Annotated in this window: 30 protein-coding genes and 1 pseudogene; 11 read left to right on the top strand and 20 right to left on the bottom strand. The window is 64.4% G+C overall.

Translation table 11 applies throughout. From position 1 onward, the window contains the following. Positions 1-25: 25 nt before the first annotated feature. The 3 genes and pseudogenes from BOO69_RS16995 to BOO69_RS16985 form a co-directional block, all read right to left on the bottom strand. Positions 26-490 (bottom strand): YaiI/YqxD family protein, encoded by a 465-nt coding sequence (locus BOO69_RS16995; protein WP_071973245.1) that lies wholly within the window; start codon positions 488-490, stop codon positions 26-28. Next, positions 487-1,320, bottom strand: a complete 834-nt coding sequence (fghA, locus tag BOO69_RS16990; protein WP_071973244.1) for an S-formylglutathione hydrolase — start codon at positions 1,318-1,320, stop codon at positions 487-489. The genes BOO69_RS16995 and fghA overlap by 4 nt, the downstream gene beginning before the upstream one ends. Positions 1,321-1,365: 45 nt before the next feature. Continuing rightward, positions 1,366-2,294, bottom strand: a pseudogene (locus tag BOO69_RS16985) (AEC family transporter). Between the two features lie 113 nt (positions 2,295-2,407). Here BOO69_RS16985 and BOO69_RS16980 point away from each other — a divergent pair. Together BOO69_RS16980 and BOO69_RS16975 are read left to right on the top strand one after the other, a co-directional pair. Then, positions 2,408-3,025 (top strand): TetR/AcrR family transcriptional regulator, encoded by a 618-nt coding sequence (locus BOO69_RS16980; RefSeq protein ID WP_071973243.1) that lies wholly within the window; start codon positions 2,408-2,410, stop codon positions 3,023-3,025. Positions 3,026-3,145: 120 nt separating this feature from the next. After that, positions 3,146-3,427 (top strand): I78 family peptidase inhibitor, encoded by a 282-nt coding sequence (locus tag BOO69_RS16975; RefSeq protein ID WP_071973242.1) that lies wholly within the window; start codon positions 3,146-3,148, stop codon positions 3,425-3,427. A gap of 15 nt (positions 3,428-3,442) precedes the next feature. Here BOO69_RS16975 and paaK read toward each other — a convergent pair whose 3' ends face one another. Together paaK and paaI are read right to left on the bottom strand one after the other, a co-directional pair. After that, a complete protein-coding gene (paaK, locus tag BOO69_RS16970; RefSeq protein WP_071973241.1) occupies positions 3,443-4,753 on the bottom strand; it encodes a phenylacetate--CoA ligase PaaK in 1,311 nt (436 codons plus the stop codon). Then, complete coding sequence (gene paaI / locus BOO69_RS16965; protein WP_071973240.1) at positions 4,750-5,190, bottom strand: hydroxyphenylacetyl-CoA thioesterase PaaI; 441 nt, start codon at positions 5,188-5,190, stop codon at positions 4,750-4,752. The genes paaK and paaI overlap by 4 nt, the downstream gene beginning before the upstream one ends. A 117-nt stretch (positions 5,191-5,307) precedes the next feature. On the opposite strand from paaI, the gene BOO69_RS16960 reads away from it, so the two are divergent. Further along, on the top strand, positions 5,308-5,655 hold the full coding sequence (locus BOO69_RS16960; RefSeq protein WP_071973239.1) for a DUF2794 domain-containing protein: 348 nt from the start codon (positions 5,308-5,310) through the stop codon (positions 5,653-5,655). A gap of 16 nt (positions 5,656-5,671) precedes the next feature. On the opposite strand, the gene BOO69_RS16955 is transcribed toward BOO69_RS16960, so the two are convergent. From BOO69_RS16955 to BOO69_RS16945, 3 genes are all read right to left on the bottom strand, one after another. Further along, the gene (locus BOO69_RS16955; protein ID WP_071973238.1) at positions 5,672-6,463 is read right to left on the bottom strand and encodes a C40 family peptidase; all 792 of its coding nucleotides are present in this window, start codon (positions 6,461-6,463) and stop codon (positions 5,672-5,674) included. Further along, complete coding sequence (locus BOO69_RS16950) at positions 6,460-7,842, bottom strand: leucyl aminopeptidase family protein (protein WP_071973237.1); 1,383 nt, start codon at positions 7,840-7,842, stop codon at positions 6,460-6,462. The genes BOO69_RS16955 and BOO69_RS16950 overlap by 4 nt, the downstream gene beginning before the upstream one ends. 63 nt (positions 7,843-7,905) lie before the next feature. Beyond that, a complete protein-coding gene (locus BOO69_RS16945; protein WP_071973236.1) occupies positions 7,906-8,286 on the bottom strand; it encodes a hypothetical protein in 381 nt (126 codons plus the stop codon). A gap of 147 nt (positions 8,287-8,433) precedes the next feature. On the opposite strand from BOO69_RS16945, the gene BOO69_RS16940 reads away from it, so the two are divergent. After that, the gene (locus BOO69_RS16940) at positions 8,434-9,084 is read left to right on the top strand and encodes a carbonic anhydrase (RefSeq protein WP_071973235.1); all 651 of its coding nucleotides are present in this window, start codon (positions 8,434-8,436) and stop codon (positions 9,082-9,084) included. Between the two features lie 34 nt (positions 9,085-9,118). Here BOO69_RS16940 and BOO69_RS16935 read toward each other — a convergent pair whose 3' ends face one another. Further along, positions 9,119-10,741, bottom strand: coding sequence for a DUF4139 domain-containing protein (locus BOO69_RS16935; protein ID WP_071973234.1), 1,623 nt, complete (start codon positions 10,739-10,741; stop codon positions 9,119-9,121). Between the two features lie 102 nt (positions 10,742-10,843). Beyond that, a complete protein-coding gene (locus tag BOO69_RS16930; protein WP_071973233.1) occupies positions 10,844-11,866 on the bottom strand; it encodes an aspartate-semialdehyde dehydrogenase in 1,023 nt (340 codons plus the stop codon). Between the two features lie 136 nt (positions 11,867-12,002). Here BOO69_RS16930 and BOO69_RS16925 point away from each other — a divergent pair, with 136 nt between their 5' ends. Further along, positions 12,003-13,151: a DUF3095 domain-containing protein gene (locus tag BOO69_RS16925; RefSeq protein WP_071973232.1), complete on the top strand. Its 1,149-nt coding sequence runs from the start codon at positions 12,003-12,005 to the stop codon at positions 13,149-13,151. Here BOO69_RS16925 and BOO69_RS16920 read toward each other — a convergent pair. The 4 genes from BOO69_RS16920 to BOO69_RS16905 all read right to left on the bottom strand — a co-directional run bounded on the left by BOO69_RS16920 (position 13,143) and on the right by BOO69_RS16905 (position 16,130). Beyond that, positions 13,143-14,318: an MFS transporter gene (locus BOO69_RS16920; protein ID WP_071973231.1), complete on the bottom strand. Its 1,176-nt coding sequence runs from the start codon at positions 14,316-14,318 to the stop codon at positions 13,143-13,145. The two genes, BOO69_RS16925 and BOO69_RS16920, sit on opposite strands and share 9 nt — an antisense overlap. Next, complete coding sequence (locus tag BOO69_RS16915; protein ID WP_071973230.1) at positions 14,315-15,091, bottom strand: HpcH/HpaI aldolase family protein; 777 nt, start codon at positions 15,089-15,091, stop codon at positions 14,315-14,317. The genes BOO69_RS16920 and BOO69_RS16915 overlap by 4 nt, the downstream gene beginning before the upstream one ends. Before the next feature lie 72 nt (positions 15,092-15,163). Beyond that, positions 15,164-15,838 (bottom strand): winged helix-turn-helix domain-containing protein, encoded by a 675-nt coding sequence (locus BOO69_RS16910; protein ID WP_071973229.1) that lies wholly within the window; start codon positions 15,836-15,838, stop codon positions 15,164-15,166. Between the two features lies 1 nt (position 15,839). Further along, positions 15,840-16,130, bottom strand: coding sequence for a hypothetical protein (locus BOO69_RS16905; protein ID WP_071973228.1), 291 nt, complete (start codon positions 16,128-16,130; stop codon positions 15,840-15,842). A gap of 165 nt (positions 16,131-16,295) precedes the next feature. Here BOO69_RS16905 and BOO69_RS16900 point away from each other — a divergent pair, with 165 nt between their 5' ends. The 3 genes from BOO69_RS16900 to BOO69_RS16890 all read left to right on the top strand — a co-directional run bounded on the left by BOO69_RS16900 (position 16,296) and on the right by BOO69_RS16890 (position 18,791). Next, positions 16,296-16,820 (top strand): hypothetical protein, encoded by a 525-nt coding sequence (locus tag BOO69_RS16900; RefSeq protein WP_071973227.1) that lies wholly within the window; start codon positions 16,296-16,298, stop codon positions 16,818-16,820. A 151-nt stretch (positions 16,821-16,971) separates the two neighbouring features. Beyond that, positions 16,972-17,577 (top strand): ribonuclease HII, encoded by a 606-nt coding sequence (locus tag BOO69_RS16895; RefSeq protein ID WP_071973226.1) that lies wholly within the window; start codon positions 16,972-16,974, stop codon positions 17,575-17,577. 113 nt (positions 17,578-17,690) lie between these two features. Then, complete coding sequence (locus tag BOO69_RS16890; protein WP_071973225.1) at positions 17,691-18,791, top strand: site-specific DNA-methyltransferase; 1,101 nt, start codon at positions 17,691-17,693, stop codon at positions 18,789-18,791. A 118-nt stretch (positions 18,792-18,909) separates the two neighbouring features. On the opposite strand, the gene BOO69_RS16885 is transcribed toward BOO69_RS16890, so the two are convergent. From BOO69_RS16885 to mutY, 3 genes are all read right to left on the bottom strand, one after another. Continuing rightward, positions 18,910-19,728, bottom strand: a complete 819-nt coding sequence (locus BOO69_RS16885; protein WP_071973224.1) for a DUF1194 domain-containing protein — start codon at positions 19,726-19,728, stop codon at positions 18,910-18,912. 86 nt (positions 19,729-19,814) lie between these two features. Continuing rightward, entirely contained in the window at positions 19,815-20,966 is a 1,152-nt protein-coding gene (locus tag BOO69_RS16880) for an alkane 1-monooxygenase (RefSeq protein ID WP_071973223.1), read from the bottom strand. A 53-nt stretch (positions 20,967-21,019) separates the two neighbouring features. Then, on the bottom strand, positions 21,020-22,105 hold the full coding sequence (gene mutY / locus BOO69_RS16875) for an A/G-specific adenine glycosylase (RefSeq protein WP_071973222.1): 1,086 nt from the start codon (positions 22,103-22,105) through the stop codon (positions 21,020-21,022). An 84-nt stretch (positions 22,106-22,189) separates the two neighbouring features. Between mutY and BOO69_RS16870 the strand changes: the two genes are divergently transcribed. The 3 genes from BOO69_RS16870 to BOO69_RS16860 are packed head-to-tail and all read left to right on the top strand — an operon-like array spanning position 22,190 to position 24,500. Then, on the top strand, positions 22,190-22,696 hold the full coding sequence (locus BOO69_RS16870) for a DUF721 domain-containing protein (RefSeq protein ID WP_071973221.1): 507 nt from the start codon (positions 22,190-22,192) through the stop codon (positions 22,694-22,696). A 20-nt stretch (positions 22,697-22,716) separates the two neighbouring features. Further along, positions 22,717-23,388 carry a DsbA family protein gene (locus BOO69_RS16865; protein WP_071973220.1) on the top strand — a complete coding sequence of 224 codons (672 nt, stop codon included), beginning with the start codon at positions 22,717-22,719 and terminating at the stop codon, positions 23,386-23,388. Then, positions 23,388-24,500: a CaiB/BaiF CoA transferase family protein gene (locus BOO69_RS16860; RefSeq protein WP_071973219.1), complete on the top strand. Its 1,113-nt coding sequence runs from the start codon at positions 23,388-23,390 to the stop codon at positions 24,498-24,500. The genes BOO69_RS16865 and BOO69_RS16860 overlap by 1 nt, the downstream gene beginning before the upstream one ends. Positions 24,501-24,516: 16 nt before the next feature. Here BOO69_RS16860 and lpxK read toward each other — a convergent pair whose 3' ends face one another. From lpxK to BOO69_RS16845, 3 genes are read right to left on the bottom strand one after another with little or no spacing between them, the layout of a single operon-like run. Continuing rightward, positions 24,517-25,506: a tetraacyldisaccharide 4'-kinase gene (gene lpxK, locus BOO69_RS16855; RefSeq protein WP_172839554.1), complete on the bottom strand. Its 990-nt coding sequence runs from the start codon at positions 25,504-25,506 to the stop codon at positions 24,517-24,519. Then, entirely contained in the window at positions 25,506-26,732 is a 1,227-nt protein-coding gene (locus BOO69_RS16850; RefSeq protein ID WP_071973218.1) for a 3-deoxy-D-manno-octulosonic acid transferase, read from the bottom strand. Before BOO69_RS16850 ends, lpxK begins: the two co-directional genes overlap by 1 nt. 7 nt (positions 26,733-26,739) lie before the next feature. Further along, positions 26,740-26,982, bottom strand: a complete 243-nt coding sequence (locus BOO69_RS16845; RefSeq protein ID WP_071973217.1) for a DUF4170 domain-containing protein — start codon at positions 26,980-26,982, stop codon at positions 26,740-26,742. Positions 26,983-26,989 lie beyond the last annotated feature (7 nt).

Here is a 26,989-nt window from a genome sequence, read left to right as displayed (position 1 = left end):
GCCACCGTTCACCGGTGGGCGCGGCCTACAATTGTTTCTGCTGCTGTGCCGCGGCCCGCAGGGTGCGCTCCAGCGCATCCAGAAAACGGGAGCGGTCGGCCTTTGTAAAGCTCTTGCCGCCACCCTGCCGAAACGGGTCGGCGGCGCGCAGGTCCGCCATCAGGTCGCGCGTGGCAAGCACGTTCCCGATGTTGGCCGCGGTCAGCGCCTCGCCGTTATGTTTCAGCACCCTTGCCCCCGCCGCAACGCATTTCGCCGCCAGCGGGATGTCGCCCGTGACCACGACGTCGCCCACGCCCGCCCGCTCGGCGATCCACATGTCCGCCACGTCGGGTCCATCGGGGACGATTACCGTCTCGACCAGCGGGTTCTGCGATGGCCGCAGGCCGCCGTTGGACACGATGAACATCCGAACGCCGTGGCGCGTTGCCACCCGCTCCGCCTCGGCCTTGACCGGGCAGGCGTCCGCATCGATGTAGAGCGCAGTCATGCTGACCAGAGCGCCTCTGCGTGGAAGGTCACGTGATCTTCCATGAAGGTGGAAACGAAGAAGTAGCTGTGATCGTATCCCGGCTGCATCCGGAAGGTCGCCTGTTGCCGCTTCTCGGCGATCGCGGCTGCCAGCGCTTCGGGCTTGAGCAGGTCGAGGAACTGGTCCGATGCGCCCTGATCGATCAGCACGGGACCGTCAAAGCCCTTTTCCGCCATCAGAAGGGTCGCGTCATGGCGCGCCCATGCGGCCTGATCGTCGCCCAGGTAGGCCCCAAGCTGTTTCTTGCCCCAGTCGCTGGCGCTGGGGTTGGCAATGGGCGCAAAGGCCGACACGGAACGGTAGCGGCCCGGCAGGCTCATCGCCAGCGTCAGTGCGCCGTGCCCGCCCATGGAATGGCCTGTGATCGCCTGCCGGTCCAGATCGACGGCGAACTGCTCCCCGATCAGCGCGGGCAATTCCTCGGCCACGTAGTCCCACATGCGGAAGTGCGGTTTCCAGGGATCCTCGGTCGCGTTCACGTAGAACCCCGCACCCTTGCCGAGGTCATAGGCTTCATCGTCGGCCACGTCGTCCCCGCGGGGCGAGGTATCGGGAAAGACCAGCGCGATGCCTTGCTCGGCGGCCCACCCCTGTGCGCCGGCCTTCGTCATGGCGTTTTCATGGGTGCAGGTCAGGCCCGACAGATACCACAACACGGGAACGGGCCCGTCCCGCGCCTCGGCGGGCAGGAACAACCCGAAGGTCATGTCGCAATTGCAGGTGGTCGAGGCATGCGTGTAGACGCCCTGCGATCCGCCGAAGCACGCGTTTTCCGAGATCGTTTTCATCTGTCTTCCTTTCGAAGTGACTGTACCTTTGGGTGTGTCGGGTTGTCAGAGCTGTCCGACCCAGCCCACCACGAGGCTGACCGTCAGGATGCTCAGGGCAGTGGAAATCAGTATCGCGGTGGAGGCCCGGACGGCCGCGACGTTGTAGTGCTGTGCCAGCATGTAGACGTTACCCGCGACCGGCAGCGCCGAAACCGCGATCAGGACCCCGGCCTTGAACGGGTCGACGCCGAACAGGAACAGCGCGGCGAAGCCGACGAACAACGGGTGCAGCACCAGCTTGCAGAAGCTGAGCCAACCCGCGATGTGCAGCTTGTCCGGCCGGGTCAGGGCCAGCGAGGCACCGATGGCAAACAGCGCCCCCGGCGTGGCGGCGCCGCCCAGAATGGCGAGAAAGTCGTTCATCGGGTCGGGTATCGGGATGTTCAGCCCCGACCAGACAAAGCCCATGCTGATGGCGACGATCATCGGGTTGCGCAGCAATCCCACCCCGATGGGCCTGATCGTCTGCAGCGGGCTGAGACCCCCCGGGCGCCCGTGATGAGGATCACGATCAGGCTCGAAAAGACGACCAGGTCGATGGCCAGCGCCAGCAGCATCGGCCCGATCGCCTCGGTCCCCAGAAGAAGGGTCAGCATCGGAATCCCCAGGAACCCCGTGTTCCCGATCGCCGCGCATTGCGCCTCGATCGCCGTGGTCGGCACATCAAGGCCCCGCAGGAAACCGACCAGCGTGGCCACCCCGTAGACGAAGGTCGTTCCCCACAGGTAGGCCACCACGAGGCGTGTGTCCCAGACCTCGGCCAGCGACAGGTTCGCGGAGAACCTGAAGAGCATGGCCGACAGGGCGAAGTAGAAAACGAACTTGGTCAGGTATGCGGTCGCTTCCGCGCTGAAGAACCGTGTGCGCCCGGCCCAGAAGCCCAGCCCGATCAGGGCAAAGAAGGGAAGGGTTTTCAGGAAGATCGCCAGCATGCTGAAAGGGGTATCCAGCAAAAGGGTTTGGCGCAAGCACCGCAGTGGACCGAATACCGCTTGGAACTGAACGATTCGGTTTATATTGTGGTGCCTCAGCCGCCGGAGCATCCATGAACGCCATCTCCTCCAAGGTCCGGAAGGGCCGCAAGTACGATCAGGTTCTCGAAGGCGCGCGCACCGTTTTCATGGCGGACGGATTCGAAGGGGCCAGCGTCGACGAGATCGCCCGCGTGGCCGCAGTGTCGAAGGCGACGCTCTACAGCTACTTTCCCGACAAGCGCCTGCTGTTCCTTGAGGTCGCCACCGCCGAATGCGTGAGGCAGAGCGAAGAGGCGATCAAGAGCATCGACATGCACGCGCCGCCTCGTGCGGTGCTGGGGCAGGCGGGGCGGCACCTGCTGAGGTTTCTCACGTCGACTTTCGGGCAGCAGGTGTTTCGCATCTGCGTCGCGGAAGCCGACCGGTTCCCCGAACTGGGTCAAAAGTTCTACGCCACGGGTCCGGTGGTGATCCGGGCCGAGATGATGACCTATTTCAAAAGCGCGGCGGCGCGGGGGGAATTGCGTATCGACGATTTTCCGCTGGCCGCCGACCAGTTCGGCGAACTGTGCAAGGCGGATATCTGGCCCCGTCTCGTCTTTGGCGTTATCAAGTCGGTCTCGGAGGCCGAGATGGACAGGGTTGTCAACGGCGCGGTGGAGACCTTTCTGGCCCGGTATGGCACGTGATCCGTCGGGCAGTCTCGTTCGCCGGTTCCCATGATCGGGTATGGGGACGGAAAGAACGGCGCGAACCCGAAGCCCGGTGCACGGGTTGATCCATTCTAGACCACGACAAAGGAGCAGGACATGAAGACACCATTGGCCTTGATCACGGCTGCGACGCTCGCGGCATGCGGACCTCAGCCCGGTGGCGGAGAGGCCGCCCGCGGCAATGCGGATGGCCCCGACACCTGCAACGCCGCATCCTATGCCGGCATGATCGGACAGGACGCTGTCGTGGCCCTTTCGATCCCCGAGCCGAAGCGCCAGTACCGGCTGGGCGACCCGGTGACGATGGATTTCAACCCGGATCGCGTGAATGTCGTGCTGGACGAAACCGACACGATCATCGACATCAAGTGCGGCTGACCTTGACCCGAGGGGTCAGGCCTTGGGCCGCTTGTCGAGGATGCGCACCGCCTTGCCCTCCGACCGTGGCACGCCGCCGACATCGGCGACCTCGACGGAAACGCTGATGCCTACCGTCTGCTTGATCTGCGCGGACAGTGCCTTGGCCGCCGCGGCGCGCTGCTCCCCGGAGACGGAGTTGTCGGCGCACTCGCACAGGATACGCATCTGATCCATGCGGTCCGGCCGGGACAGTTCGATCTGAAAGTGCGGCGCGAGGCCGCTGGTCGCCATCAGTGCCTCTTCGATCTGGGTGGGAAAGACGTTGACGCCGCGAAGGATGATCATGTCGTCAGACCTCCCGGTCACCTTTTCCATCCGGCGCATCGTCCGGGCGGTGCCGGGCAGCAGGCGGGTAAGGTCCCGTGTCCGATACCGAATGATCGGGAACGCTTCCTTCGTGAGCGAGGTAAAGACCAGTTCACCCTGTTCCCCGTCGGCCACCGGTTCGCCGGTTTCCGGGTTCACGATCTCGGGAAAGAAGTGATCCTCCCAGATATGCAGCCCATCCTTGGTTTCGACGCATTCCATCGAGACACCGGGCCCCATCACCTCTGACAGGCCGTAGATGTCTACGGCGTGCATGTCGAATGCCTGTTCGATCTCCAGCCGCATGGCGTTCGTCCACGGTTCGGCGCCGAAGATGCCGACTTCGAGCGAGCTTTTGCGCGGGTCCATTCCCTGTGCCGCGAACTCGTCGAGGATCGACAGCGCGTAGGAAGGGGTGACGGTGATGCCCTTCGGTTTGAAATCTTCGATCAGGCGCACCTGCCGCGGGGTCATGCCCCCTGAAATGGGGTAGGTCGACAGCCCCAGCGCATCCGCGCCGAGGTGGATGCCCAGACCGCCGGTGAACAACCCGTAGCCATAGGCGTTGTGCAGCATGTCCCCGCGGGTCATCCCCGCCGCGCGCAGCGACCGGGCGACAACGCTGGCCCAGTTGTCCAGATCCCCCTGGGTGTAGCCCACGACCGTCGGCTGTCCCGTCGTGCCGGAGGACGCATGGATGCGCGCGACCTGCTCGCGCGGGACGGCGAACATGCCGAAGGGATAATTGTCGCGCAGATCCGTCTTTACCGTGAACGGAAACTTCGCGAGATCGGCGAGCGATTTTAGATCATCCGGGTGCACGCCGGCCGCGTCAAAGCTGGACCGGTAGAAGGGCACGTTCTCGTAGGCATGGCGCAAGGACCATTTCAGTCGCTCCAGCTGCAGCGACTCGATCTCGTCCCTGCTCGCGATCTCGATGGGATCGAGGGTGGATTTCGCTGGCGTGAGATCTTTCATTCCTGGCTCCCTTCCTCTGGAAAATGCTGCCCCTTGACGCTGCGGGACAGGCCGCGGAACAGCGCGACGGTGCGGCCGTCTTCGCCGGTGACGGTGACGTCATAGATGCCCGATCGCCCCGTGCGCGACGTTTCGACAGCCCTTGCTGTCAGAACTTCGTCGGCCCTTCCCGGGCTGAGAAAGGTGATCTGGTTCTGCTGGGCCACAACCAGCTGATTGTAGCTGTTGCAGGCGAAGGCAAAGGCGCTGTCCGCAAGCGTGAAGATGTATCCGCCGTGGCAGATGTGATGGCCGTTCAACATCTCGGCCCTGACCTTCATCGACAGTGTCGCCTGCCCCGGCGCGACCGCCTCGATCCGCATTCCAAGGCTCGACGAGGCGCGATCGGCCGCGAACATGATCTCCGTGGATTTCTCCGCGCGTTCCTGTGGGGTCATTCGGGCGACTCTTTATGTTTCAATATGCGGCAAGATTGCACAACAATGTAACGCTTTCAACGATAATCCCGAGACGGGGCTCTTGATTTGGCTGGCCAAGGGCGCAACTGTATTGGCATGACAGTGCAAATCCCCCCGGAAGTCACCCCCTTTGAGCGTCCTGTCGAGCAGGTTGCGTTTCACCGCACCGAACTGTCCCAGATTCTTTCAGTCTATGGCCGGATGGTGGCGGCGGGCGAGTGGCGCGACTACGGGATCTCCTGCCTGCGCGATGTCGCGGTATTTTCGGTGTTCCGGCGCACGGCCGAGATACCGCTCTACCGGATCGAGAAACGTCCCAAGTTGCGAAACAAGCAGGGTATGTATTCTGTCATCGGCGCGAATGGTCAGATCCTGAGACGCGGGCACGACCTCGGCGCCGTTTTGCGTGTGCTGGAGCGCAAGCTGATCCGCGCCATCGATTGACCCCGGTCGGTCGGGGTCAACTGACCCCGAGTTCGGGCCGCCGGTGCGCGGTGACGGCGCCATCGCCCTGAGCGCTGATCCTGTCGATCGCGGCCCCGATCGGCTCGATCGCCGTCAGCATGGCATGCGCGTTGGCGTGGATCAGCGTCTCTGAATCGCGGACCAGCGCCACGTGTCCTTTCCAGAACAGCAGGTCATTGCGACGGTAGGGCGCCGTCGCGGCTTCTCCCAGGATCAGTTGCTGGTCGCTGTCGCCCGGGCAGGGGATGCCACAGGCCAGAAGCGCCGCCTGCACGAGACCTGAGCAGTCGATGCCCCAGCGGCTGTTGCCACCCCAAAGGTACGGCGTGCCGAGAAACAGTTCCGCGACAGCCACAGGGTCGTCGAAACGCTGGTTCGCTTCGCGCAGGTGTTTCAGCGGGACGAAGCCTTCGGCGGTCTTGGCGTAGCCCTCCACCGTGCCGGTAACGGTCAACGCGCTTCCGAAACTCAGGCTGCAAACCTCCGGTGATTTGAAACTCGCCTCCGAATAGACATGGGTCGCGGGCGAGATGACCCAATGGGTCGCCTTCCGAGCAGGGCCCAATCCCGTGGTACGGACATGACCGCAGTAGCCATCCTTTTCGGCCTGAACGTAGGTGAACCCCGCCGTGTCCGCGCCCAGCCGCGTCAGCCGATCACCGAAAAGCAGCTGCCGGTCACGCGGCCCGCCCGGGCTGCGGCAAAGGTCCGCAACCGGGGCGACGACCTGGCCGGGCTCCGACCGTGTCGTCAGTTCGGGAATAGGCGACAGGCGCGGATCGCTCATCGGTTCAGCAGCGGCATCACCGCGGCATGCAATGCGCGTGTCGCCTGACCGACGCCACCCTGCGGTCGGGCCGGGGCGGCTGCCGGCTGCCAGCCGTAGATGTCGAAATGGGCATAGGGGCTTTCGGTAACGAAGCGGCGCAGGAAGAGGGCCGCGGTGATGCAGCCCGCGAAGCCTCCCTTCGGCGCATTGTCGAGATCGGCGATCCCCGGTTCGATCATGCTTTCGTAAGGGGCGTGAAAGGGCATGCGCCAGACCGGATCGGCGGTCGCGGCGGCGGCGGCTTCCAGCGCCGAAACGAAGATCGGGTCATCGCTGAAATAGGGGGCAAGGTCAGGCCCGACCGCCACCCGCGCCGCGCCGGTCAGCGTCGCCATCGAGATGATCTGGTCCGGCGCGTCTTCGTCCGCGTAGGCCAGGGCGTCGGCCAGCACCAGCCGGCCTTCCGCGTCGGTGTTGTTGATTTCCACCGTCAGCCCCTTGCGGGAGGTCAAGATATCCTGCGGCCGAAACGCATTGCCGGAAACGGAGTTCTCGACCGCCGGGATCAGTACGCGCAGCTGCACGTCCAGACCGGTGGCCATGATCATATGCGCGAGCCCGAGGGCGGCGGCAGCGCCCCCCATGTCCTTCTTCATCAGGCCCATGGACGCGCCGGGCTTCAGGTTCAGACCGCCGGTGTCGAAGCACACGCCTTTGCCGACCAGCGTCAGCTTCGGACCGGTTTCGCCCCACCGCATGTCGATGAGACGCGGGGCGCGGTCCGCCGCGCGGCCGACGGTGTGGATCATGGGAAAATTGCGGGTCAGGAGGTCGTCGCCCACGATCACCTCGATCCCGGCGCCGAACTGCTTTGCCAGCGCCTGCGCTGAATCGGCCAGGTCCGGCGGCCCCATGTCGGAGGCAGGCGTGTTGATGAGGTTGCGTGTCAGGATTTCGCCTGCGGCGATGGCTTCGATCCGCGCGGCATCGACACCTTCCGGTGCAACGAGCCGGGCGCGCAGTGGTGACTGGTCGCGGTACCGGTCAAAGGCATAGCCGGCGAGCAGCCAGCCCAGCGCCTCGATCTCGGCGCTCTCGTCAGGCAGCCCGCTGGCGATCTCGTAACTGCCCCGGGGCAACTGTGAAGCAACAGCCGCGAGATGAAACCGCCCGCGCGCGCGTGACTTTTCGCTCCCGAAGCCTGCCAGTGCCATCTGCGGTTTGCCGTCCTTGTCCGCGATCGCCAGCGCCTGACCGAGCGCCCCGGTGAACCCGTTCGTCCGGACCCAGTTCTGCACTGCATCGGGCTGGTCGGCGCACCAGTCGGTCAGCGCTTCCTCGGACAGGACATGCAGGGGCGTGGTCTCGTCGGTTTTCGAAACGAATGTGCAGGGCATGGAAGGCCTTCTTTGTCATTGCGGATTGACGCGCAGCCTATCCTTTCCTGCTTGGCCCGCAAGTCATCTGATCGCATTGTCGCCGGTGTTCCAGACCGCGCAGAGCGACCGTTCCCCGACCCGAAGCAGACGCGACAAGGTGGCGGCAAGGGCCACGTCGTCGCGGCGGTCAATGCAGCCGACCACGTCCGTCGCCACCCGGTTCAGCGCCAGCATCCCGATCTGATCGCCAACCGCGATCAGTGTCCTCGCGTTCTTGCGCAAGTCCGCAAGGCTGCCCTGCTCGAACAGGCTGACGCAATGTCCAAGCCGCAACGCCACGTCCTCGAGCGCGCGGCACAGGACGTCCTCGGCCTCGGCAGGACCGAGCTGCGCATAGAGCGCTTCGAGCTGGGCCGCGTCGACCCGTACCTTTTCCACCGGATTCATTTGCAGAACATGCATCCCCTCACCCCTTTTGTCGCCCCCACGGCTGTCGGGCTTGATGTCCCACAAGTGTTTGAAAAGCGTTGAAACGGGCGCATGTTTTCGCTCGAATTCACCGGTGATTTGAGCTAACTGTCGCCCACACAAGACGGAAGGATCAGCGCGATGCACAGGGCGAAACCACTACCGGGATACCTGATACAGCGGTATCATGGCTGGAAGGCGACCAGCTATGCCGACAATGCCTCGTGGTATCGCCGTCTGGCCGACGAAGGCCAGCGTCCCCGCGCGATGGTCATTTCCTGCTGCGACAGCCGGGTGCACGTCACCTCCATTTTCGGTGCCGATCAGGGCGAATTCTTCATCCACCGCAACATCGCCAACCTCGTCCCCCCGTACGAGCCTGATGGCGATCACCACGGCACCTCCGCGGCGGTCGAATACGCGGTCCGCGTGCTGAAGGTTGCCCATCTCATCGTGCTCGGCCATTCCAACTGCGGCGGCGTCAAGGGCTGCATCGACATGTGCCAGGGCAAGGCCCCGGAAATGGAAGCGAAGGACAGTTTCGTCGGCCGCTGGATGGATATCCTGCGTCCGCGTTACGACGATGTCGCCAAGCTGCCCGAAGGGGTCGAGCAGGAGCGCCAGCTTGAGAAGCTCGCGGTGATGACCTCTCTCGACAACCTGATGACCTTCCCGTTCCTCGCGGAACTCGTGCAGAACGGGCAACTGACCATGCATGGTCTCTGGACCGACATCGCCGAAGGCGGGTTGGAGTACTTCAGCGCAGAAACAGGCCAGTTCCAGCCTGTCTGACGGTTGACGATCTGTCCGGGGGCGTGGCGGCGCGTCAGCGCAGGACCATGCCGTCCGGCCAGTTCAGTTCTTGCTGGATCTCGATCTCGCGGGTTTCGCCGGCGGGCACATCGATGTTCCATTGCAGCACCCCACGCAGGTCCTCGACGTTGCGTTCGTCCGGTTGGGGTGTCGCTGTCCATTGGATGCTGAGATCGTCCTGAATGGTGTAAGGCACGGCAGCCTGCACTTCGACGGTCCAGTCTCGCGTGCCGAGGTTCTCGACGTCCATGCGAACCCGCTGGCGCTGCGCGTTGGAGCGGCTGATGATCCCGCGATCGCCTTCGGACTGGTCGAGGATGGTGTAGCTTAGCTGAAGGTCATCGATGGGGCCGAACGGCACGTCACCCTCCGCGCCTGCCGGAACCTGTGGAAAGGGGCTGCGCCCGACAAGCGTGTTGTCGATATAAAGTGCCGCCTCGCTGGCGGCCAGCAACGGTTCCTGCGTCGTGTTGGTGAATTCGGCCATCAGGTAGGCTGTTCGGTCGAAGGCGGGCGCGGCGTGGGCGAACCGCCGTGCATCGAAGCTGAGCCGGTCCAGGTTCACGCGTGTCGCGTCCACTCCGCTGGCCAGATCGAGCGGTTGCGTCACGGAATAGGTGACACCCGGCCCGTCGAACGAGGTGGCGACGGCATTGTCGGCCATCACGGGGGCTTCCATCACCGGTTCGGCGGCGGCCAGCCCCTCCGCATCCTTGCGCATGCTGGACATCGGCCGCGGCGGTTCCGGTTCCTCGATGCGGCGGAGTTGCGGTCGCACCGTTGTCGGGCTGATCTGGGAGGCAGGTTCGAGCGTGGACAGCGTGATGGAGACATCATCCCAGTTCTCGCCGCTGTATTGCGCGATCATCGCACCGCGTACGATGTCCAGCGTGGCCGGCTCCTCCCCCCGGAGATAGAGGTCGTAGACCGGGCGCCACCCCGCATCGACGGGATAGCTCAGCGACAGGGTCACGTCGCCTTCGGTCTCGGCGGTCACCGAAAGCGTCAGCTGCGAGACTTCCTTGGCGGGTGGGGTCAGAGCGGCGAGCGCGGCCTTGGCGTCCTCCAGTTCCTCGACCAGGTCGTCGCGATCCATTTCGATGTCGCGGGCGCGTTGGCGGGCCGTCAGTGCCGCCTGTTCGGCTGCCAGGGTCTCCGTCTCGACCAGGCGCGCGATATCGGCCAGCGTCGCCACATCCGACGGCAGCCCCTCGTTCGTGCCGAGCGCGCCCAGAAAACCCGCCTTGGCCTCTGCGGCGGCTGCCGCGAGGCGGGCTTCGGCCACCCGATCGTCCAGCGCGGTCAGCGCGCGTTCCGCGGCCTCGATCCGCTCTTTCGCGGCGGCCACTTCCGGGGTTTCCCGCTCGGGCTGGGGGGGCACGGCGGACGACCGGAACTGTGTCGACCCGAGCCGCGCACCATCCACGCTGACACGCAGCATATCGCCCCGCATCCAGGCCGGCAGGTCCGGCAGGACCAGGTCATGTGTCCCGGCGGGCACGGTGACTGAAACCTCCCGTGTTACTTGCGCCCCGTAGCCATAGACCACGGCGGAAGTCGGGGCGCTGGACAGGGTGAAAGTCTCGGCTTGGGCCACGGCGGGCAGGCTCAGCAGGCAGAGGACGACAACACGCATGGGGTATTTCCTGTGATTTGGTACTGATCGCAGTCTGCAAGCCGGCACCGCAAAAGAAAAGGGGCCCGAAGGCCCCTGATCCCTTGCGCAGCGAAAGCCCGCTCAGCCCTTCTTGAGAACTTCTCGGCCCAGCAGCTCGGCGATCTGGACCGCGTTCAGGGCGGCGCCCTTGCGCAGGTTGTCGCTGACGCACCACAGGTTCAGGCCGTTGTCGATGGTGCTGTCCTGACGGATACGGCTGATGAAGGTCGCGAAATCGCCGACACATTCGATCGGCGTGACATAGCCACCGTCCTCGCGCTTGTCGATCACCATGATGCCGGGTGCCTCGCGCAGGATGTCGCGTGCCTCTTCCTCGTCGAGGTGATCTTCGAACTCGATGTTGATGGCCTCGGCGTGGCCCACGAAGACGGGCACGCGCACGCAGGTCGCCGTGACCTTGATCGCCGGGTCCACGATCTTCTTCGTTTCCGAAACCATCTTCCACTCTTCCTTGGTGGAGCCGTCTTCCATGAAGACGTCGATGTGCGGAATCACGTTGAAGGCGATCTGCTTGGTGAACTTCTTGGCCGGTTTGTCATCGACCGGATTGTAGATCGACTTGGTCTGATCCCACAATTCATCGATGCCTTCCTTGCCCGCGCCCGACACCGACTGGTAGGTGCTGACCACGACGCGCTTGATCTTGGCCCTGTCATGCAGCGGCTTGAGCGCGACGACCATCTGCGCGGTGGAGCAGTTGGGATTGGCGATGATGTTACGCTTCGAGTAGCCGTGAACGGCCTCGGGGTTCACCTCGGGCACGATCAGCGGCACGTCCGAATCGTAGCGGTAGAGCGACGAGTTGTCGATCACCACGCAGCCTGCCTTGGCCGCATTCGGTGCGTACTTCTTGGTCGCCTCGGACCCCACGGCGAACAGTGCCATGTCCCAGCCGGTGAAATCGAAGGTGTCCAGGTCCTTGCATTTGAGCGTCTTGTCTCCGAAGCTGACCTCCGTGCCCATGGATTTGCGGCTGGCCAGAGCCACGATCTCGTCCACGGGGAACTGGCGCTCGGCCAGAATGTTCAGCATTTCGCGGCCCACATTGCCAGTGGCGCCCACGACGGCGATGCGATAACCCATCTGAATTCTCCGATATTAAAAAGGTTGGGCGGCACATACACTGCTTGTCCCGCGGGGGAAAGGCCCCCCGCCTGTCATGGCTGGTCTGTGTGGTATTGCGCGTGCTAATGTCGGGCGAAGCCACAGGAAAACGCATTTGACCGACGGTGGTACCTTCTATGACCAACTGGCCCGCGTCAGCGATTTCGATCAGCTGACCCAAGGCGACAGGTTCACGCCGCTGCCGCAGGACTGGTGGCTCGGCACGGCGGATATTGTCAATTCGACCGGGCTGATCGCCGAGGGCCGGTACAAGACCGTGAACATGGTGGGCGCTGCCGTGATCTCGGCGATGATGAACGCGCTCGAAGGATCCGCTTTTCCTTTCGTGTTCGGCGGGGACGGCGCCGGTTTTGCCGTTCCGCCACGGGACGAAGCCGCGGCGCGGGATGCCCTGGCGCGGTGCGCGCGCTGGGCGCAGGAGGAATTCGCCATCGAGATGCGGGTGGCGCTGGTGCCGGTCGCGGATGCCCGCAGGGCAGGCCACGACGTGCGGGTTGCAAGGTTCGAGGTGTCACGGGGCGTCGACTACGCGATGTTCGACGGCGGCGGCCTGAACTGGGCGGAAACGCGCATGAAAGCCGGCGACTATGCCGTCGAACCCGCCGCCAGAGGAGCCTTGCCCGATCTGACCGGCCTGTCGTGCCGCTGGTCGAACATGACCGCGCGCAACGGCACCATCCTGTCGATCCTCGTGTTGCCCGAACCGGACGCCGATGCAGATGAGGTCGCCCGGGTCTACGACCGCATCGTCAGCCTGACCGAAAACCTTGATCGGGGCGGCCACCCCGCACCGGCCAGCGGCCCGGGCTCCGACTGGCCGCCAGAGGGAGCCGCGCTGGAGGCACACGCGACCCACGGGACCGGTTCGTTGGGCTCGGCGCGGCGCAAGGCGCTGTTCGAATCCTTCGTCGCGTGGCTGCTGATCCGCACGGGGATCAGGCTGGGTGGTTTCGATGCCCGCCGCTATGCCCGCGTCGTGGGCGAAAACGCGGATTTCCGCAAGCGCGACGACGGACTGAAGATGACGTTGGATTGCAATCCCGCGACTCGGGATCAGATCGAAGACGTATTGAGCAAGGCCGGGGCCGACGGGCTGATCCGCTACGGCATCGCCGCGCAGGATCAGGCGATGATGACCTGCATCGTGCCGTCAATCATGACGGACGATCACGTGCATTTCATCGACGGCGCCGCGGGCGGTTACGCCCTTGCCGCTTCGAGGATGAAAGGCCGCTCAGTCTGACTTGTCCCGGCTGAAGAGATAGAGAAACAACCCCGATACCAGGCAGCAGCCCAGCAACAGGAACACCATGACATAGGGCAGCACCGCGTCGCCCGTTCCGGCATAGCTGTAATAGACCCGGCCGGAGGCGAACTGCATCACCCCGACGCCGCCGATGCTGAAAAGGTTCAGCATCGTCACGCCCCGCCCGATGAGCTGTGGCGGCAGAAAGCTGCGGCCATGCGCCATGATCACCGCGTAACCGCCGCCAAAGAAGCCGATGGCACAGATCAGGACGACCGAAAGAACGAGGGACTGGGCCGGAAGCAGGATCATGGTAAAGGTCGCGAGGCTGGTCACCATCGCGCCGCCGGCCAGCATCCACTTGCGCGACGGGAAAAACCTGTCGGCAAAACCGTAGGCCAGTGCCCCCGAGATCATGGCAATTCCCATCAACAGGCTGGCGAGGCCGACGGCCCCGGTGTCTGCGCCGAAGACATCCGTCAGGTAGGGACCGATCCAAAGCCCCCGGATGGCGCCCGGTAGGGCATAGTTGACCCCCATGAGTGGAAAGATGAACCAAAGCGCCTTCAGCTTGAAAAGCTGGCCCAGCGATCCCTTGGCCTCGCCCTCGATCTTGGCCGGATCCCGCACCCAGACGAGAATGGCGAGGGCGATCATCGCCGAGAGCGCGCCCAGACCCCAGAGCGACGTGCGCCAGCCCAGAAGCTCTGCCGACAGGGCCATGGGGTAGGATGCCACCAGATTCCCGAGGCTGCCGACCCCCACCATGACGGACGCGAGCACGGCGAATTGCGCTGGTGGATGTTCGCGCGCGAAGATGTAATAGGACGCCATCAGAACCGGCGCGCAACCCACGCCGATCATCGCCATGGCGACCGCGATGAGCGCCGGCCCCGTGGCCATGGCAAACACCGCCGCCCCGCCGCCGCAGCCCAGCAGCATCAGCCAGCCCGCCGTCCGGCGCGGCCCCAGGCTGTCGAGAGAGGCGCCGATGGGGATCTGGGCCGCCGCGAAAGCGATGAACCACAGCCCGGACGCAAAGGCGAGATCATCGGGAGTCGCCCCGATATCAAGTTCGAGGATCTTGGCGAGGACAGCAAGGAAGGCACGGAAAAATTGGCTGAGCACATAGGCCAGCGCCAGCAGGACAAGACCGGTATTCATCGCGTTGGCTTTTTCCACTTTTGAGCCAGCGCCAGTGCCGCGCTGTTCAGCAACAGCACATCCGCACCGACGGCAACGAATTGCGCCCCGGCGTCGAGCGCGTCCCTCGTCATCTCGTCGCGGGTGGAAAGGATGCCGGGCGCTTTTCCTGCCGCACGGATGCGGCGCAGCGCATCCATGATCGCGCCCTGAACATCGGGATGCTGGGCGTTGCCCATATGACCCATGTCTGCCGCCAGATCGGCGGGGCCGATGAACACCCCGTCCACGCCTTGGACGTCAAGTATCTCGTCGAGCGCGGCAAGGCCCTTTCGGTTTTCCACCTGCACCAGCAGGCAGGTCTCGGCGTCGGCCGTGGTGCCGTAGTCCGTGGTGCGGGAGAAACGGGCGGCCCGGGTCAGGGCATAGCCGACACCGCGATCCCCGTGGGGGGGATAGGTGACGTCGCGCACCAGCTTGCGGGCCTGCGCCGCGCTTTCGACCATCGGAACGAGAATGGTCTGCGCGCCGGCGTCCAGCACCTGCTTGATGAGGTAGGTTTCGCCGATCGGCACCCGCACGATGGCGTGGCTGGGCGAGGCGGACAGCACCTGAAGCTGCGCCAGAATCGACCGCAGGTCGTTGGGCGCGTGTTCGCCGTCGATCAGCAGCCAGTCAAAGCCGGCCCCTCCCATCAGTTCGGCGCTGAACGTGTCGGCCAGACCGAGCCAGCAGCCAAAGACGGTTTCGCCGGCTTTCAGGGACTTCTTGAAGGGATTGATGGGGGCGGGCATCTGGACGGTCCTTGCAGTTTCCGCCGGACCCTACGTCGGGGCGGCAGTCTTGACCAGACCGTGCAGCGCGCCTCAGATCACCTTGATCACATCCTTGTCGATGGCCAGCATGTAGCCGCGCCGCGCGATGTTCTTGACCAGCAGTTCGGAAACGATCTGGTTGCCCAGCGTATCGCGCAGCCGCTTGATCCGGGTCGCGCCTGCCGCCTCGTCGCAATCGGCGGCATTCCGGCCCGAAATGACGCCCTCGATCTCGGACCCCGACAGCACGTCATCGTCCATCCTTGCCTCCGCCAGCACGCTCATCGTCTCCATCGCGGCGTCGGTCAGCTTGAAGCCGAGGTTGTTGAGGTAGACGGTATTCTCCTCGCGGCTGATCAGCAGCGAATTCACCTGGATGCCTGCCCGTTCGATCTGTGCCATCCGGCGATTGAACCCCACCAGCATGATGAGGAACACCAATGCCGCCACGAGCATTGCGGTAGCGAACACCAGCAGCACGAAGATCACCATGCGGTAGCTTGTCAGCGTCTCGGAAAAGGCGGTGCCGGACTGGGCGAGAATCTCCAGCAGCTTGATCTCCGCGCCGGAGGTCAGATCGTCGTTCTCGATGAAGATCCGGGTCACTTCGGCGTTGAACGCATTGGCGTCGGGCAGGGACCAGAACAGCAGGCCTGCCGCGATCAGCAGCGCGGCCACGATGGCCGCGATCCCGGAACCCACGATGCGCCCGCCGAAGCGGCGCATGTCAGAAGCGGAGGTAATTTGATCCTGCACTGTCTCTCCTCTGTGCCAGCCCTTCCTCGCCAAAGACCGAAAGGATGTTGAGCAGGGTCCATCCCTGTGCTGCAAGACGGCTGGAAAGCTCCGCCTTGGCGTTGCCCGCATCGCAGGGTCCGTTGATCTGCGCCACTCCGTAATGCAGGCGCAGCGGGTTGTCCTGCTTGGCCTTGTAGTCGGCGTAGCAGCCTGCCGCAGAGGCGGGCAGGGCGACGGCGATCAGTGCCGCAGACAGAAGGGGAAGGATGATGTGTCTCATACGTCATCTCTGCGCCTTTGCCGCATGATATTCAATATCCAAAGGGGTTTGGGGCTGCTGCTATCCAATAACATCCCCCTGTTATTGCCTGTCTGGACCCCCTGACCCCAGGTTGATCCCATCAGCAGGCGGGTCCCGTCTGCGCCAACAGGAAAGGACCACGCCATGTACCGCCGCTTCATCGCAACCATCGCCGCCGCGTCTATCGCGATCACCGCCATAGGCGCCGTGCCCGCCCATGCCGGTGACCGCGATACCGTTCGCGCGCTGGCCGCCATTCTTGGCGTCGCCGTCGTCGGCAAGATCATTCATGACAACAACAAGAAAAAGCAGCAGCGGGTACATCGCCAGCCGTCGCCGGTCTATGCGCCGCCGCGTTCCGCGCCGCCGCGTCACCGGCCGCCCCTTGTTCACCAGCCCCGCCACGAACCGCCGCGCTATAACCTGCAGCCGCGTCCGCTGCCCCGTCACGTGAACAGCAAGCTTCTGCCGCAGCAATGCTTCCAGAACTTCGAGACCCGGCGCGGCAAGGTGCAGATGTTCGGCGAACGCTGCCTTCAGCGCAACTTCCGTTACATGAAATCCCTGCCCCAGAACTGCCAGTACAAGTTCGGCACCCCCAATGGCCTGCGCACCGGCTACGAGGCGCGCTGTCTTCGGGATGCGGGATACAGATTGGCCCGCGGATAACAACTCCGCAGGTCAATCCCGCGGGACAGGTCCCTGGCCCGCGGGACGTGGGGGAGGTGTTCGGGCGCCTCCCCCACAATTTGATCCGAACGCGACCGTTTCGACAGGTCCGGCTCTTGCGGCGCGGGCCGACTTGCGTTTTTGAAGCGCCATGACGCCCGACTACACATTCGAAACGGCCGCCCGCCTGCGGGGCTTCCGCCGCATTGCCGGTGTGGACGAGGTGGGCCGCGGCCCCCTGGCCGGTCCGGTGACCGCTGCTGCCGTGGTGCTGGATCCGGCCCGCATCCCGGCGGGCCTGAACGATTCGAAGAAACTCACCCCCAAGGCCCGTGCCCGGCTCTACGACGAGATCATGCAGGTTGCCGATGTCAGCATCGCCCATGCGACCGTGGCGGAGATCGACAGCATGAACATCCTGCGCGCCAGCCATCTCGCGATGATGCGGGCGCTGGCAGGGCTGAGGATCCCGCCGGATTACGTGCTGGTCGATGGTAACATGCTGCCGCGTGATCTGGCGCTTCCGGCCGAGACGGTCATCAAGGGGGACGCGCGCTCTCAGAGCATTTCCGCGGCCTCAATAATGGCAAAAATATGTCGCGATTGTGTCATGTTGTCCCTTGCGCAACAGCACCCCGGATACGGCTGGGAGACCAACATGGGATATGGATCAAAAAGCCACATCGCGGCGCTTCAAAATCTCGGTGTGACCCCTCACCATAGACGTTCGTTCAGGCCCGTACACAATATGTTGTAGCAAGACAATTCGTTAAGCAGTTGATTCAAAAAAGAAATTGACCGCGAATCTGCTTTGACTCATCCTGCCTCTCAACCAACGAGTGCAAAAGCACCGGGGACAGAGGCAGACATATGAAGACGATGACAAAGGGTGCGGTGGCACTTCCCTTGAACGAAATCCTTGCCGGCGATTGCATCGACATGATGAACGCGTTGCCGGCCAACAGCATCGACTTGATATTTGCTGATCCGCCGTACAACCTTCAATTGCGCGGTGACCTGATGCGGCCCGACAATTCCAAGGTAGACGCCGTCGACGACGAATGGGACCAGTTCGCCAGTTTCAAGGCATACGATGATTTCACCCGTGCCTGGCTCAAGGCCGCCCGCCGCCTGCTGAAGCCGAATGGCGCGATCTGGGTGATCGGCAGCTATCACAACATCTTCCGTGTCGGTGCCGCGCTTCAGGACGAGGGTTTCTGGATTCTCAACGACGTCGTCTGGCGCAAGTCCAACCCCATGCCGAACTTCCGTGGCAAGCGGTTCACCAATGCGCACGAAACGATGATCTGGGCGGGCAAGGACGAGAACGCGAAATACACCTTCAACTACGAGGCGCTGAAGGCCCTGAACGAAGGTATCCAGATGCGGAGCGACTGGGTTCTGCCGATCTGCAACGGCCATGAACGGCTTAAGGACGATGCTGGTGACAAGGCGCATCCGACGCAGAAGCCCGAAAGCCTGCTTCACCGGGTTCTGGTCGGCTCGACAAATCCGGGCGACGTCGTGCTCGATCCGTTCTTCGGCACCGGGACGACGGGCGCCGTGGCCAAGATGCTCGGCCGCGATTTCATCGGTATCGAGCGCGAGGAGGCCTACCGCAAGGTGGCGGCAAAACGGATCGCGAATGTCCGCCGCTACGACCGGGAAGCGTTGCAGACCTCGACGTCGAAACGCGCCGAACCCCGCATTCCCTTCGGACAGCTGGTCGAACGTGGCATGCTGCGTCCGGGCGAGAACCTCTATTCCATGAACAACCGGCACAAGGCCAAGGTGCGTGCCGACGGCACCCTGATCGGTGACGATGTAAAGGGATCGATCCACCAGGTAGGCGCCGCTCTCGAAGGCGCGCCCAGCTGCAACGGCTGGACCTACTGGTGCTTTTCCCGCGATGGCAAGAAAATCCCCATCGACCTGTTGCGCCAGCAGATCAGGGCCGAATTGGCCAACTGAGGCCTCCCATCCAGTTTTTGAACACCGCCGGTGCCTGCGGCCTTCCTCATGAAGGTCCGCCTTCAAGGGCACTCACCTTGGCCCCGCCGTCATGGCGGGGTCTTTTTTTGCCGGGCGGCTAGGGCAGGAAGCCGCGACTGCCAAAGAAATCCTCCCAGATCTTTTCGCCGACCCTGCAATCACGCGGATCGCGGGCCTGTGCCGGAATGACCTGCGGGTCGGGTTCGTAACCGGCGATCTCCAGCACCAGCTTGCGCTTTACCGCATCTCCGAAATCGCTCCACTGGACCACGGGAATGACGAAGGCCCCCGGCCCGCCGATCACGCAACTCTGGTAGTAGACGTCGAGGTCGGGAAGATTGAATTGTGAATAGGCTCCGTCATCGGTCATCAGCGGCAGGCCATTGATCGTGATGCCCCGGGCAAGAACATCGTCCCGCGCGAACGTGACCCCCGGTCCGAGGTTGTTGGGCCCGTCGCCCGAGATGTCGATCACACGCCGTAGGCCGGCGTACTGGTTCCGCTCGATCATGCTCGCGCCAAAGGCCAGCGCCCCCGAAATCGAGGTGCGGCGCAGGCCGGGATCCTGCTTGGTCGTCAGCTGTCTGGCGAAATCCTGCAGGTCCTGTCGGGTGGTGACGACGCGCCAGTCGACGACGACCTGCTGCGTTCCGGCCCATTCCACGTATGTCAGTGCCACATTCTGCAAAAGACCGGATTGCACGGCTGCGAAGACTTCGGTCGACCCCAGGGCTTCGGCATAGCCGCGGCGTTGCAGTTCCAGTTCCGCCTGCGACATGGAGCGGGACACATCGACCATCAGCACCAGCTCGAGGTCGACCTCGACCGTTTGCGCGTCGGCGGGGCGACCGGCCCCGGCGGTCAGGGCAAGCACAACGGCCAGCAGGCCCGGGATCAGGCGCAGACGATCAATCATGCAGGAACGCTAGGGCGTCACCCTTGCCCTGTAAATCGCCCGGCGCACCGGTTCACGATCAATTCAACCGACGGTGATCGCGGACGTCAGCGGGGGAGCGGGGTGGTGTGTTTGTTGTAGGGCGTCCAGTCCGTGATCTCGGGATAGTACATCGCGCGCCACTTGCGCACGCGCGGGTTCATGATGCGCCGCCACACCGGCGGGCACATCGCCGCCATGGTCATCACCGGGTAGCCGTGCGGGAGTTGCGGGGCCGCATCGGCACCGTAGTTCTGCAGAACGGGGAACCGGCGGTCAGGCTTGTAGTGATGATCGGAGTGGCGTTGCAGGTTGATGAGCAGCCAGTTCGATGCCTTGTGCGCCGCGTTCCACGAATGGCGCGGCTGTACGTGCTCGTACCTGCCATCGCCCAGGTGCTTGCGCGTCAGGCCGTAGTGCTCGATGTAGTTCACCAGCTCAAGCTGCCAGATCGCGACCCCTGCCTGAACAAGGAACAGGAGCAGCCCTGACCAGCCACCAAGCAGAAGCGCCAGGACCAGGCATGAAAGCTGCAGCCCCCAGTATTTGAAGAAGGGATTCCCGCGATCGGTCCAGGGCAACCCCTTGCGGGCGAGCATCGCCTTTTCGGCCCGAAAGGCAGAGATCAGCGATTCGCGCAGAACGCGGGGATAGAAGCGATGGAACCCCTCGTTATAGCGCGCGGTCACCGTGTCACGGGGCGTCGCGACATAGCGGTGGTGCACCAGCAGATGTTCCGACCGGAAATGGGAGTAGAGCACCATGGCCAGCAGCGCGTCGGCAAGGAACCGTTCCAGTCGGTTCTTCTGGTGCATCAGCTCGTGGGAGTAGTTGATCCCCACCGTGCCCGTGATCACACCGACGCCGAAGAACACCATGAACCGTTCGAAACCGCTCAGATGTTCGGCCTGGGGCACGTACCAGACCAGCCCGAACAGGGTCAGGAACTGTGCCGGCACCCAGATCAGCGTGACCAGCCTGTACCAGAAGAGATCGCTTTCCGTCGCCGAAAGATCCGCGTTGTCGAGGTTCAGGCCCACGACGGCGTCCAGAAGGGTGAAGAGGTACCACGTCGTCAGCGGCAACAGGATTACCGTCCAGCCGCCGTAAAGGGCAGTGACCCAGGCCAGCGGGATCAGGCCCAGCGACAGCCAGAAGGGCAACGCGCGTGTCGCGCGGGCCAGTTCCGTGGGCGGCAGGATGGTGCCTTCAAGGGCCATGGGGTGGATCTCGTTGCCTCGTACGTCCTTCCTTAGCGCAGGTCGGCCTTGGGTCAAAGACCCGCCGTAAGCGCCGCCTGCGACAAATCGAACGCCTTTCGCATGACCGTGGGCAGATCGGAGGGGCGGAATTCGCTGCGGGACACGAATTGGCCACGCGCCGGTTCGGCGTCCATGCCGACCCGTGCAATCCTGATCGCGAGCACAAGGTGGAAATGGGTGAAGGTGTGCCGCACCTCGCCCGCCGCGACCTGCCAGTCTGCCGTGACCGGCGGGATGCCGGCGGGGCGATCCTCCGACACGTCCAGCCAGTCCGATCCGGGCCAGCCCAGCATGCCGCCCAGAAGGCCCTTTTCCGGCCGCGTCTCGAGCAGCCATGCCCCGTCCGTCCGCTGTGCCAGGTAAACGGTGCCGTGGCGCACGGGCTTGGGTTTCTTCGGCGTCTTCTTCGGCAGCAGCGGGGCGGTGCCCTCGGCCCGTGCGGCGCAGGGATCGCGCCATGGGCATATGCCGCAGGCGGGCGACCTCGGTGTACAGATCGTCGCGCCCAGGTCCATCACTGCCTGGGCGTAGTCGCCCGGTCTGTGGGCCGGGGTCAGTTCCTTCGCGCGGGCCATCAACTCGGGCTTCGCGGCTGGCAACGGGGTGTGGATATCGTGCAGCCGCGCCATCACCCGCTCCACGTTACCGTCGAGAACGGTCCGCTGCAGATCGAAGGCGATGGAGGATACGGCTGCCGCGGTATAGGGGCCGATGCCCGGCAGGGCGAGCAGCGAGTCGTGGTCGGCGGGAAAATTGCCGCCGTGCCGTTCCACCACCGCACGCGCGCATTTCAACAAGTTGCGGGCCCGGGCATAGTATCCCAGTCCGGCCCACTCGCCCATCACCTCGGCGTCCTCGGCGGCGGCAAGATCGGCGACGGTGGGCCATCGGGCGACAAAGCGGGCGAAATAGTCCCGCACGGTAACGACAGTGGTCTGTTGAAGCATGATCTCGCTCAGCCAGACGCGGTAGGGGTCTGGCAGCACGCCCGCCTCGCGGTCTGCCGGTCCGGTGCGCCACGGCATCTCGCGGGCGTGGATATCGTACCAGTCCAGCAGAATGCGCGGCAGGTCGCCGGGGAAAGCTGTTTCACGCAATGTTTATGGGTCCTCGGGCGGTGTTGGGGTGGTGATGTCGCAGCAGGTCGCTATGGTATGCGTCACGATCGGAGTTACAAGACCATGCCACCTCGCCGCACCGGAACCTATGGGTTCAAGCGTACCGACAGCCTCCTGTCCGGCCAGATCCGCAAGGCGTCTGAATCGCGGGGATTCGCCCAGTCCCGTCTGCTCACGCAATGGCCGGAAATCGCCGGAGAGGAGATCGCCGCGATCAGTGAGCCGGTCGAGGTCGGCTATGGCCGCGGCGGTCTCGGCGCGACATTGACCTTGCTGACTACCGGGGCGCATGCGCCGGTGCTCGAAATGCAAAAGGAACAGCTGCGTGCCAAGGTGAACGCGGTCTACGGCTACAACGCCATCGCGCGCGTGCGCATCACCCAGACCGCTGCGACCGGTTTCGCCGAAGGCGGGGTGGCGTTCGGCCACCGCAAGCCCGCCGCCACGGCCGAGCCCGACCCCGAACTGCGCAGGAAAGCGGAGGCGACCGCCGGTCAGGTGGCGGACAACGGGTTGCGCGATGCTCTTGCACGTCTGGGCGAGAACATATTCAACAGGAACAATCGCTGACAGCAGCAAAGGAATACCACATGAAACGTAGAAATCTGATTCTGGGCGGTTTCGCCGTCGCCGGCCTCGGCGGCTGGGCCCTGACAAGCAACCTGTCGCAGCCCGGCTCCACCGTCATCGTCGGGGCGGCCAACGCGCAATCGACGGATGCTGATGTCGACACGTCATCCATTCAGGAAATGGCGCTGGGCGATGAGAATGCACCCGTGACCATCATCGAATACGCGTCGTTCACCTGTCCGCATTGTGCGGCTTTCCACCAGGGCCCCTTCAAGCAGCTCAAGTCCGAATACATCGACACCGGCAAGGTCAGGATGATCTACCGCGAGGTCTATTTCGACCGTCCCGGTCTCTGGGCGTCGATGGTCGCCCGCTGCGGCGGGCAAGAGAAGTTCTTCGGTATCGCCGACCTGATCTACAAGGGGCAATCCGAATGGGCCCGCGCGGGAGAACCCACCGCCATCGTCGAGGGACTGCGCAAGATCGGACGTCTGGCCGGGATGGACAACGAGACCCTGAACGCCTGCCTGCAGGACGCGGACAAGGCACAGACCCTCGTCGCATGGGAAACCAAGAACCGTGAAGGGGACGACGTGACCTCGACCCCGAGCTTCATCATCAACGGCACCAAGCAGTCGAACATGCCCTATGCAGACTTCAAGGCGCTGATCGACGCAGAGCTCGAAGGCTGATGGAGGCACCCCTTGCAGGTCTGAAGGTCGTCGAACTGGCCAGGGTCCTGGCCGGGCCCTGGGCCGGTCAGACCCTTTCCGATCTCGGCTGCGAGGTCATCAAGGTCGAAAGCCCCGCCGGCGATGACACGCGCCAGTGGGGCCCACCCTTCGTCACGCGGGACGAGGACCAGTCAGCCAGCTATTTCCACTCCACCAACCGCGGCAAGGCGTCGATCACCGTCGATTTCCGTACCGAGGAAGGTGTGGCGAAGGTAAAGGCTTTGCTGGCGGATGCCGATATCCTGATCGAGAACTTCAAGACCGGCGGTCTGGCAAAGTACGGCCTGGACTACGCCAGTTTGCAGGCCGAATTCCCGCACCTGATCTATTGTTCGATCACCGGTTTCGGCCATACCGGTCCCTACGCGCACCGTGCCGGATACGACTTCATCATCCAGGGCATGTCGGGCCTGATGTCCATCACCGGTGAACCCGACCGTCAGCCGCAGAAATCGGGCATGGCGATCACCGACATCTTCACCGGCATCTACGCGACCACTGCAATCCTCGCCGCCGTCCATCAGCGCGGTCGCACCGGCAAGGGGCAGCACATCGACATGGCGCTTCTGGATTGCGCCGTGTCGATCATGGGCAATCAGGCGATGAACTACCTCACCACGGGCAAGCCGCCGGGTCGCATGGGCAACGCGCATCCCAACCTGACGCCCTACGAGGTGTTCGAGTGTTCCGACGGGCATATCATCATCGCCACCGGCAACGATGGGCAATACCAGCGCCTGTGCCGGTTGCTGGGGCTGGACGACATGGCGGAGTCGCCGGACTACGCCAAGAATGCCGATCGGGTCGCCAACCGGCCCGAGATGATCCGCCGCCTGAATGGGGCCACCCGCCAGCGCAGCCGTGACGACCTTCTCGCGGCCTGCGAGGCGAACAACGTGCCCGCCGGCCCGATCAATGATCTTTCGGACGTGATGGCGGACCCTCAGGTCGTGGCACGCGGCATGCAGATCGAACTGGACGGGGTGCCCGGCCTGCGGTCTCCCTTCAAATTTTCGGACGCTACGCTCGCGTTGCACCGTCCCGCCCCCAAACTGGGCGAGGACAACTGAAGAGGATCAGGGCCTGTCAGTCCGGTCTCGGCAGCGCGTCGAGCGCCGAGAAGAGCGCGTTGTCCTCTGCCATCCGAAGACGCACGGGCAGGGTGATGACCTTGCTCCGGAAGGCAGCCGGCAGCCTGACCGCGTCCTTTTCCGTGGTTACCAGCTGTGCGCCGCGGGCCGCGGCGTCTGCTTCCAGCCGGGTCATCAGGGCGGATGTCAGAGGCTGGTGATCGTCAAGCGCCTCGGCATGCACAAGGGTCGCCCCCAGGCCTCTCAGCGTGGCAAAGAACTTCTCCGGATGCCCGATCCCGGCAAAGGCAAGCGCGGTCGTGTCGTCCCAGCTCATCCCGGTCTGCAAGGGTGCGAGGGTGGCGCGCACATGCGGCACATCGGCGGGCAGGGATGGGGGGGTGAACCGCGCCTGCGCGGCGTCATCCCCGATCGACAGCAGCAAGTCGGCGCGCCGCAGACCGGTGGCCACCGGTTCCCGCAGCGGGCCGGCGGGCAGGCAGAGGCCGTTGCCAAAGCCCTTCTCCGCATCGACCACCACGATGGCGAGGTCGTGGTGCAGGGCCGGATTCTGAAAACCGTCGTCGAGGACGACCACGCTGGCCCCGTCCGCGACCGCTGCCCGCGCACCCGCGGCACGGTCGCGCGCGACCCAGACTTCGGCGAAGGCGGCCAGCAGCAGCGGTTCGTCTCCAACCTGTGCGGCAGTGTGTCGGGCAGGGTCCACCCGGACCGGTCCCTCCAGCGTACCGCCGTATCCCCGCGAGACGACATGCGGCGTGTGAAACCGGTCCCTCAGCCGTTCGACCACCGCCATGACGGTCGGCGTCTTGCCCGTGCCTCCCGCGTTGATGTTGCCGACACAAACGACCGGGATCGAGAGCTTCGCACGGTCACCTCGCGCCAGGCGACGCGCCGTCGCGCGGGCGTAGAGGCCGCCCAGCGGTTGCAACAGCCGCGCGCGCCAGTCGGGCCGCGCCCTGTGCCAGAAGCCCGGTGCGCGCATCAGCCTGCCCTCAGCTTGTCGTCGAGCGCATCCTGCACCAGATCGGTCACGCGGTCCATCAGCGCCGCACCCTGACTGATCACGTCCCAACCTGCATGTGCCATGGTGGCAGCCTGATCCGGTGCGATCAGCCGCGACACGGCGGTGCCGAGCGCGTCCGCGTCATTGACGATCCGTGCCGCCCCGGCCGCCGCCAGCCGCGTGTAGGAACCCATGAAATCCCGCACCTTGGGACCATAGAGTACCGCCGACCCGAGTGCCGCGGCGTCGAACGGATCGCACCCGCTTTCGCCCTGCACGAGGGACGAGCCGAGGAACGACACCGGTGCGAGCCGGAAGAAAAGCCCCCGGTCGCCGCTGTCCTCGGTTATCAGAACCTGCGTCGTCTCGTCGGGGAAGGTGCCATCGCTCCAGTTTGCCGTGGCAAAGCCGCGCGACTGGGAAAGCTCCACCGCTTCGGCGCCCTTGGCCGGGTCGGCGGGTTGCAGGACGAGGAGAAGCCTGTGCGACAGGCGCACGGCCTGCCGGTGCGCCGACAGGATCGTGGGAAATTCCTTGGCCTGCAACTGGGCCGCGAACCAGATCGGCCTGCCGGCGATCACGGCGGACAGATCGGTCAGGTCGGATTCGACGCAGGGCAGCGCCTGCCCCCCGGCGACGAGGGGCGAAGTGACCTCGACCTTGCGGCGCGGCAAGCCGAGGGTCAGAAGCCGCTGCAGCCCTGCCTCGGACCGCGCCAGCACGAAATCGAACTCCGACAGCAACCGGTATGTCAGATCCGACAGCCACCGGTCGCGGCGTCGGTCGAAACCACGGCTGTCCGCGTCGATCAGGAACTGGGGGCAACCCTGCGATCCTGTCTCGAGGACGAGGTTCGGGCGCAGGGCACCCCAGACCCAGATGCAGCAATCCGGCTGCCAATGGGCGTGAAACGCCTTGACCGCCGCCATGTGTTCCGCCGGTACGGTCTGCACGATCACCTGGCTCTCGGTCCTTGCCAGCGCCGCCGTGTCCTCATGCTCGGGCAGGGTAATCAGGACGTTCAGACCGGCTCTCACGGCGCAGAGACGCATGGCGAGATCCTGAATGGCCAGCATGTTCCCGCCTTCGGCCGCGTGGATCCAGACAAGCTCGCCCGGAGGTCTGGCCTGATCCGGCGGCACCACCTCGCCGCCGCCGCGCCGGATCATGGCGCGGTACGCTGCAAGCCCCAGCGATCGGCTCATGTCGGGGTCAGCCCAGCTCTTCGGTCGGGGATGCCGGTGTTTCCTCGTCCCGCAGACGATGGAGATGGGCGATGAAATAGCGCATATGCGCGTTGTCCACCGTGCGCTGCGCCTCGTTCTTCCAGGCGTCGAAGGCCGTGGCGTAGTTCGGGAAGATGCCGACGATGTGAATGTCCTCGACGTTCTTGAACGCCGTTTCCGTGGGTTTCACCAGTTCGCCGCCAAAGACGAGATGCAAGCGCTGTGTCATTGGATTT

It is taken from the genome of Sulfitobacter alexandrii, from assembly GCF_001886735.1.
Lineage (GTDB): Bacteria > Pseudomonadota > Alphaproteobacteria > Rhodobacterales > Rhodobacteraceae > Sulfitobacter > Sulfitobacter alexandrii.
This window is presented reverse-complemented; position numbering and strand designations above follow the sequence as displayed.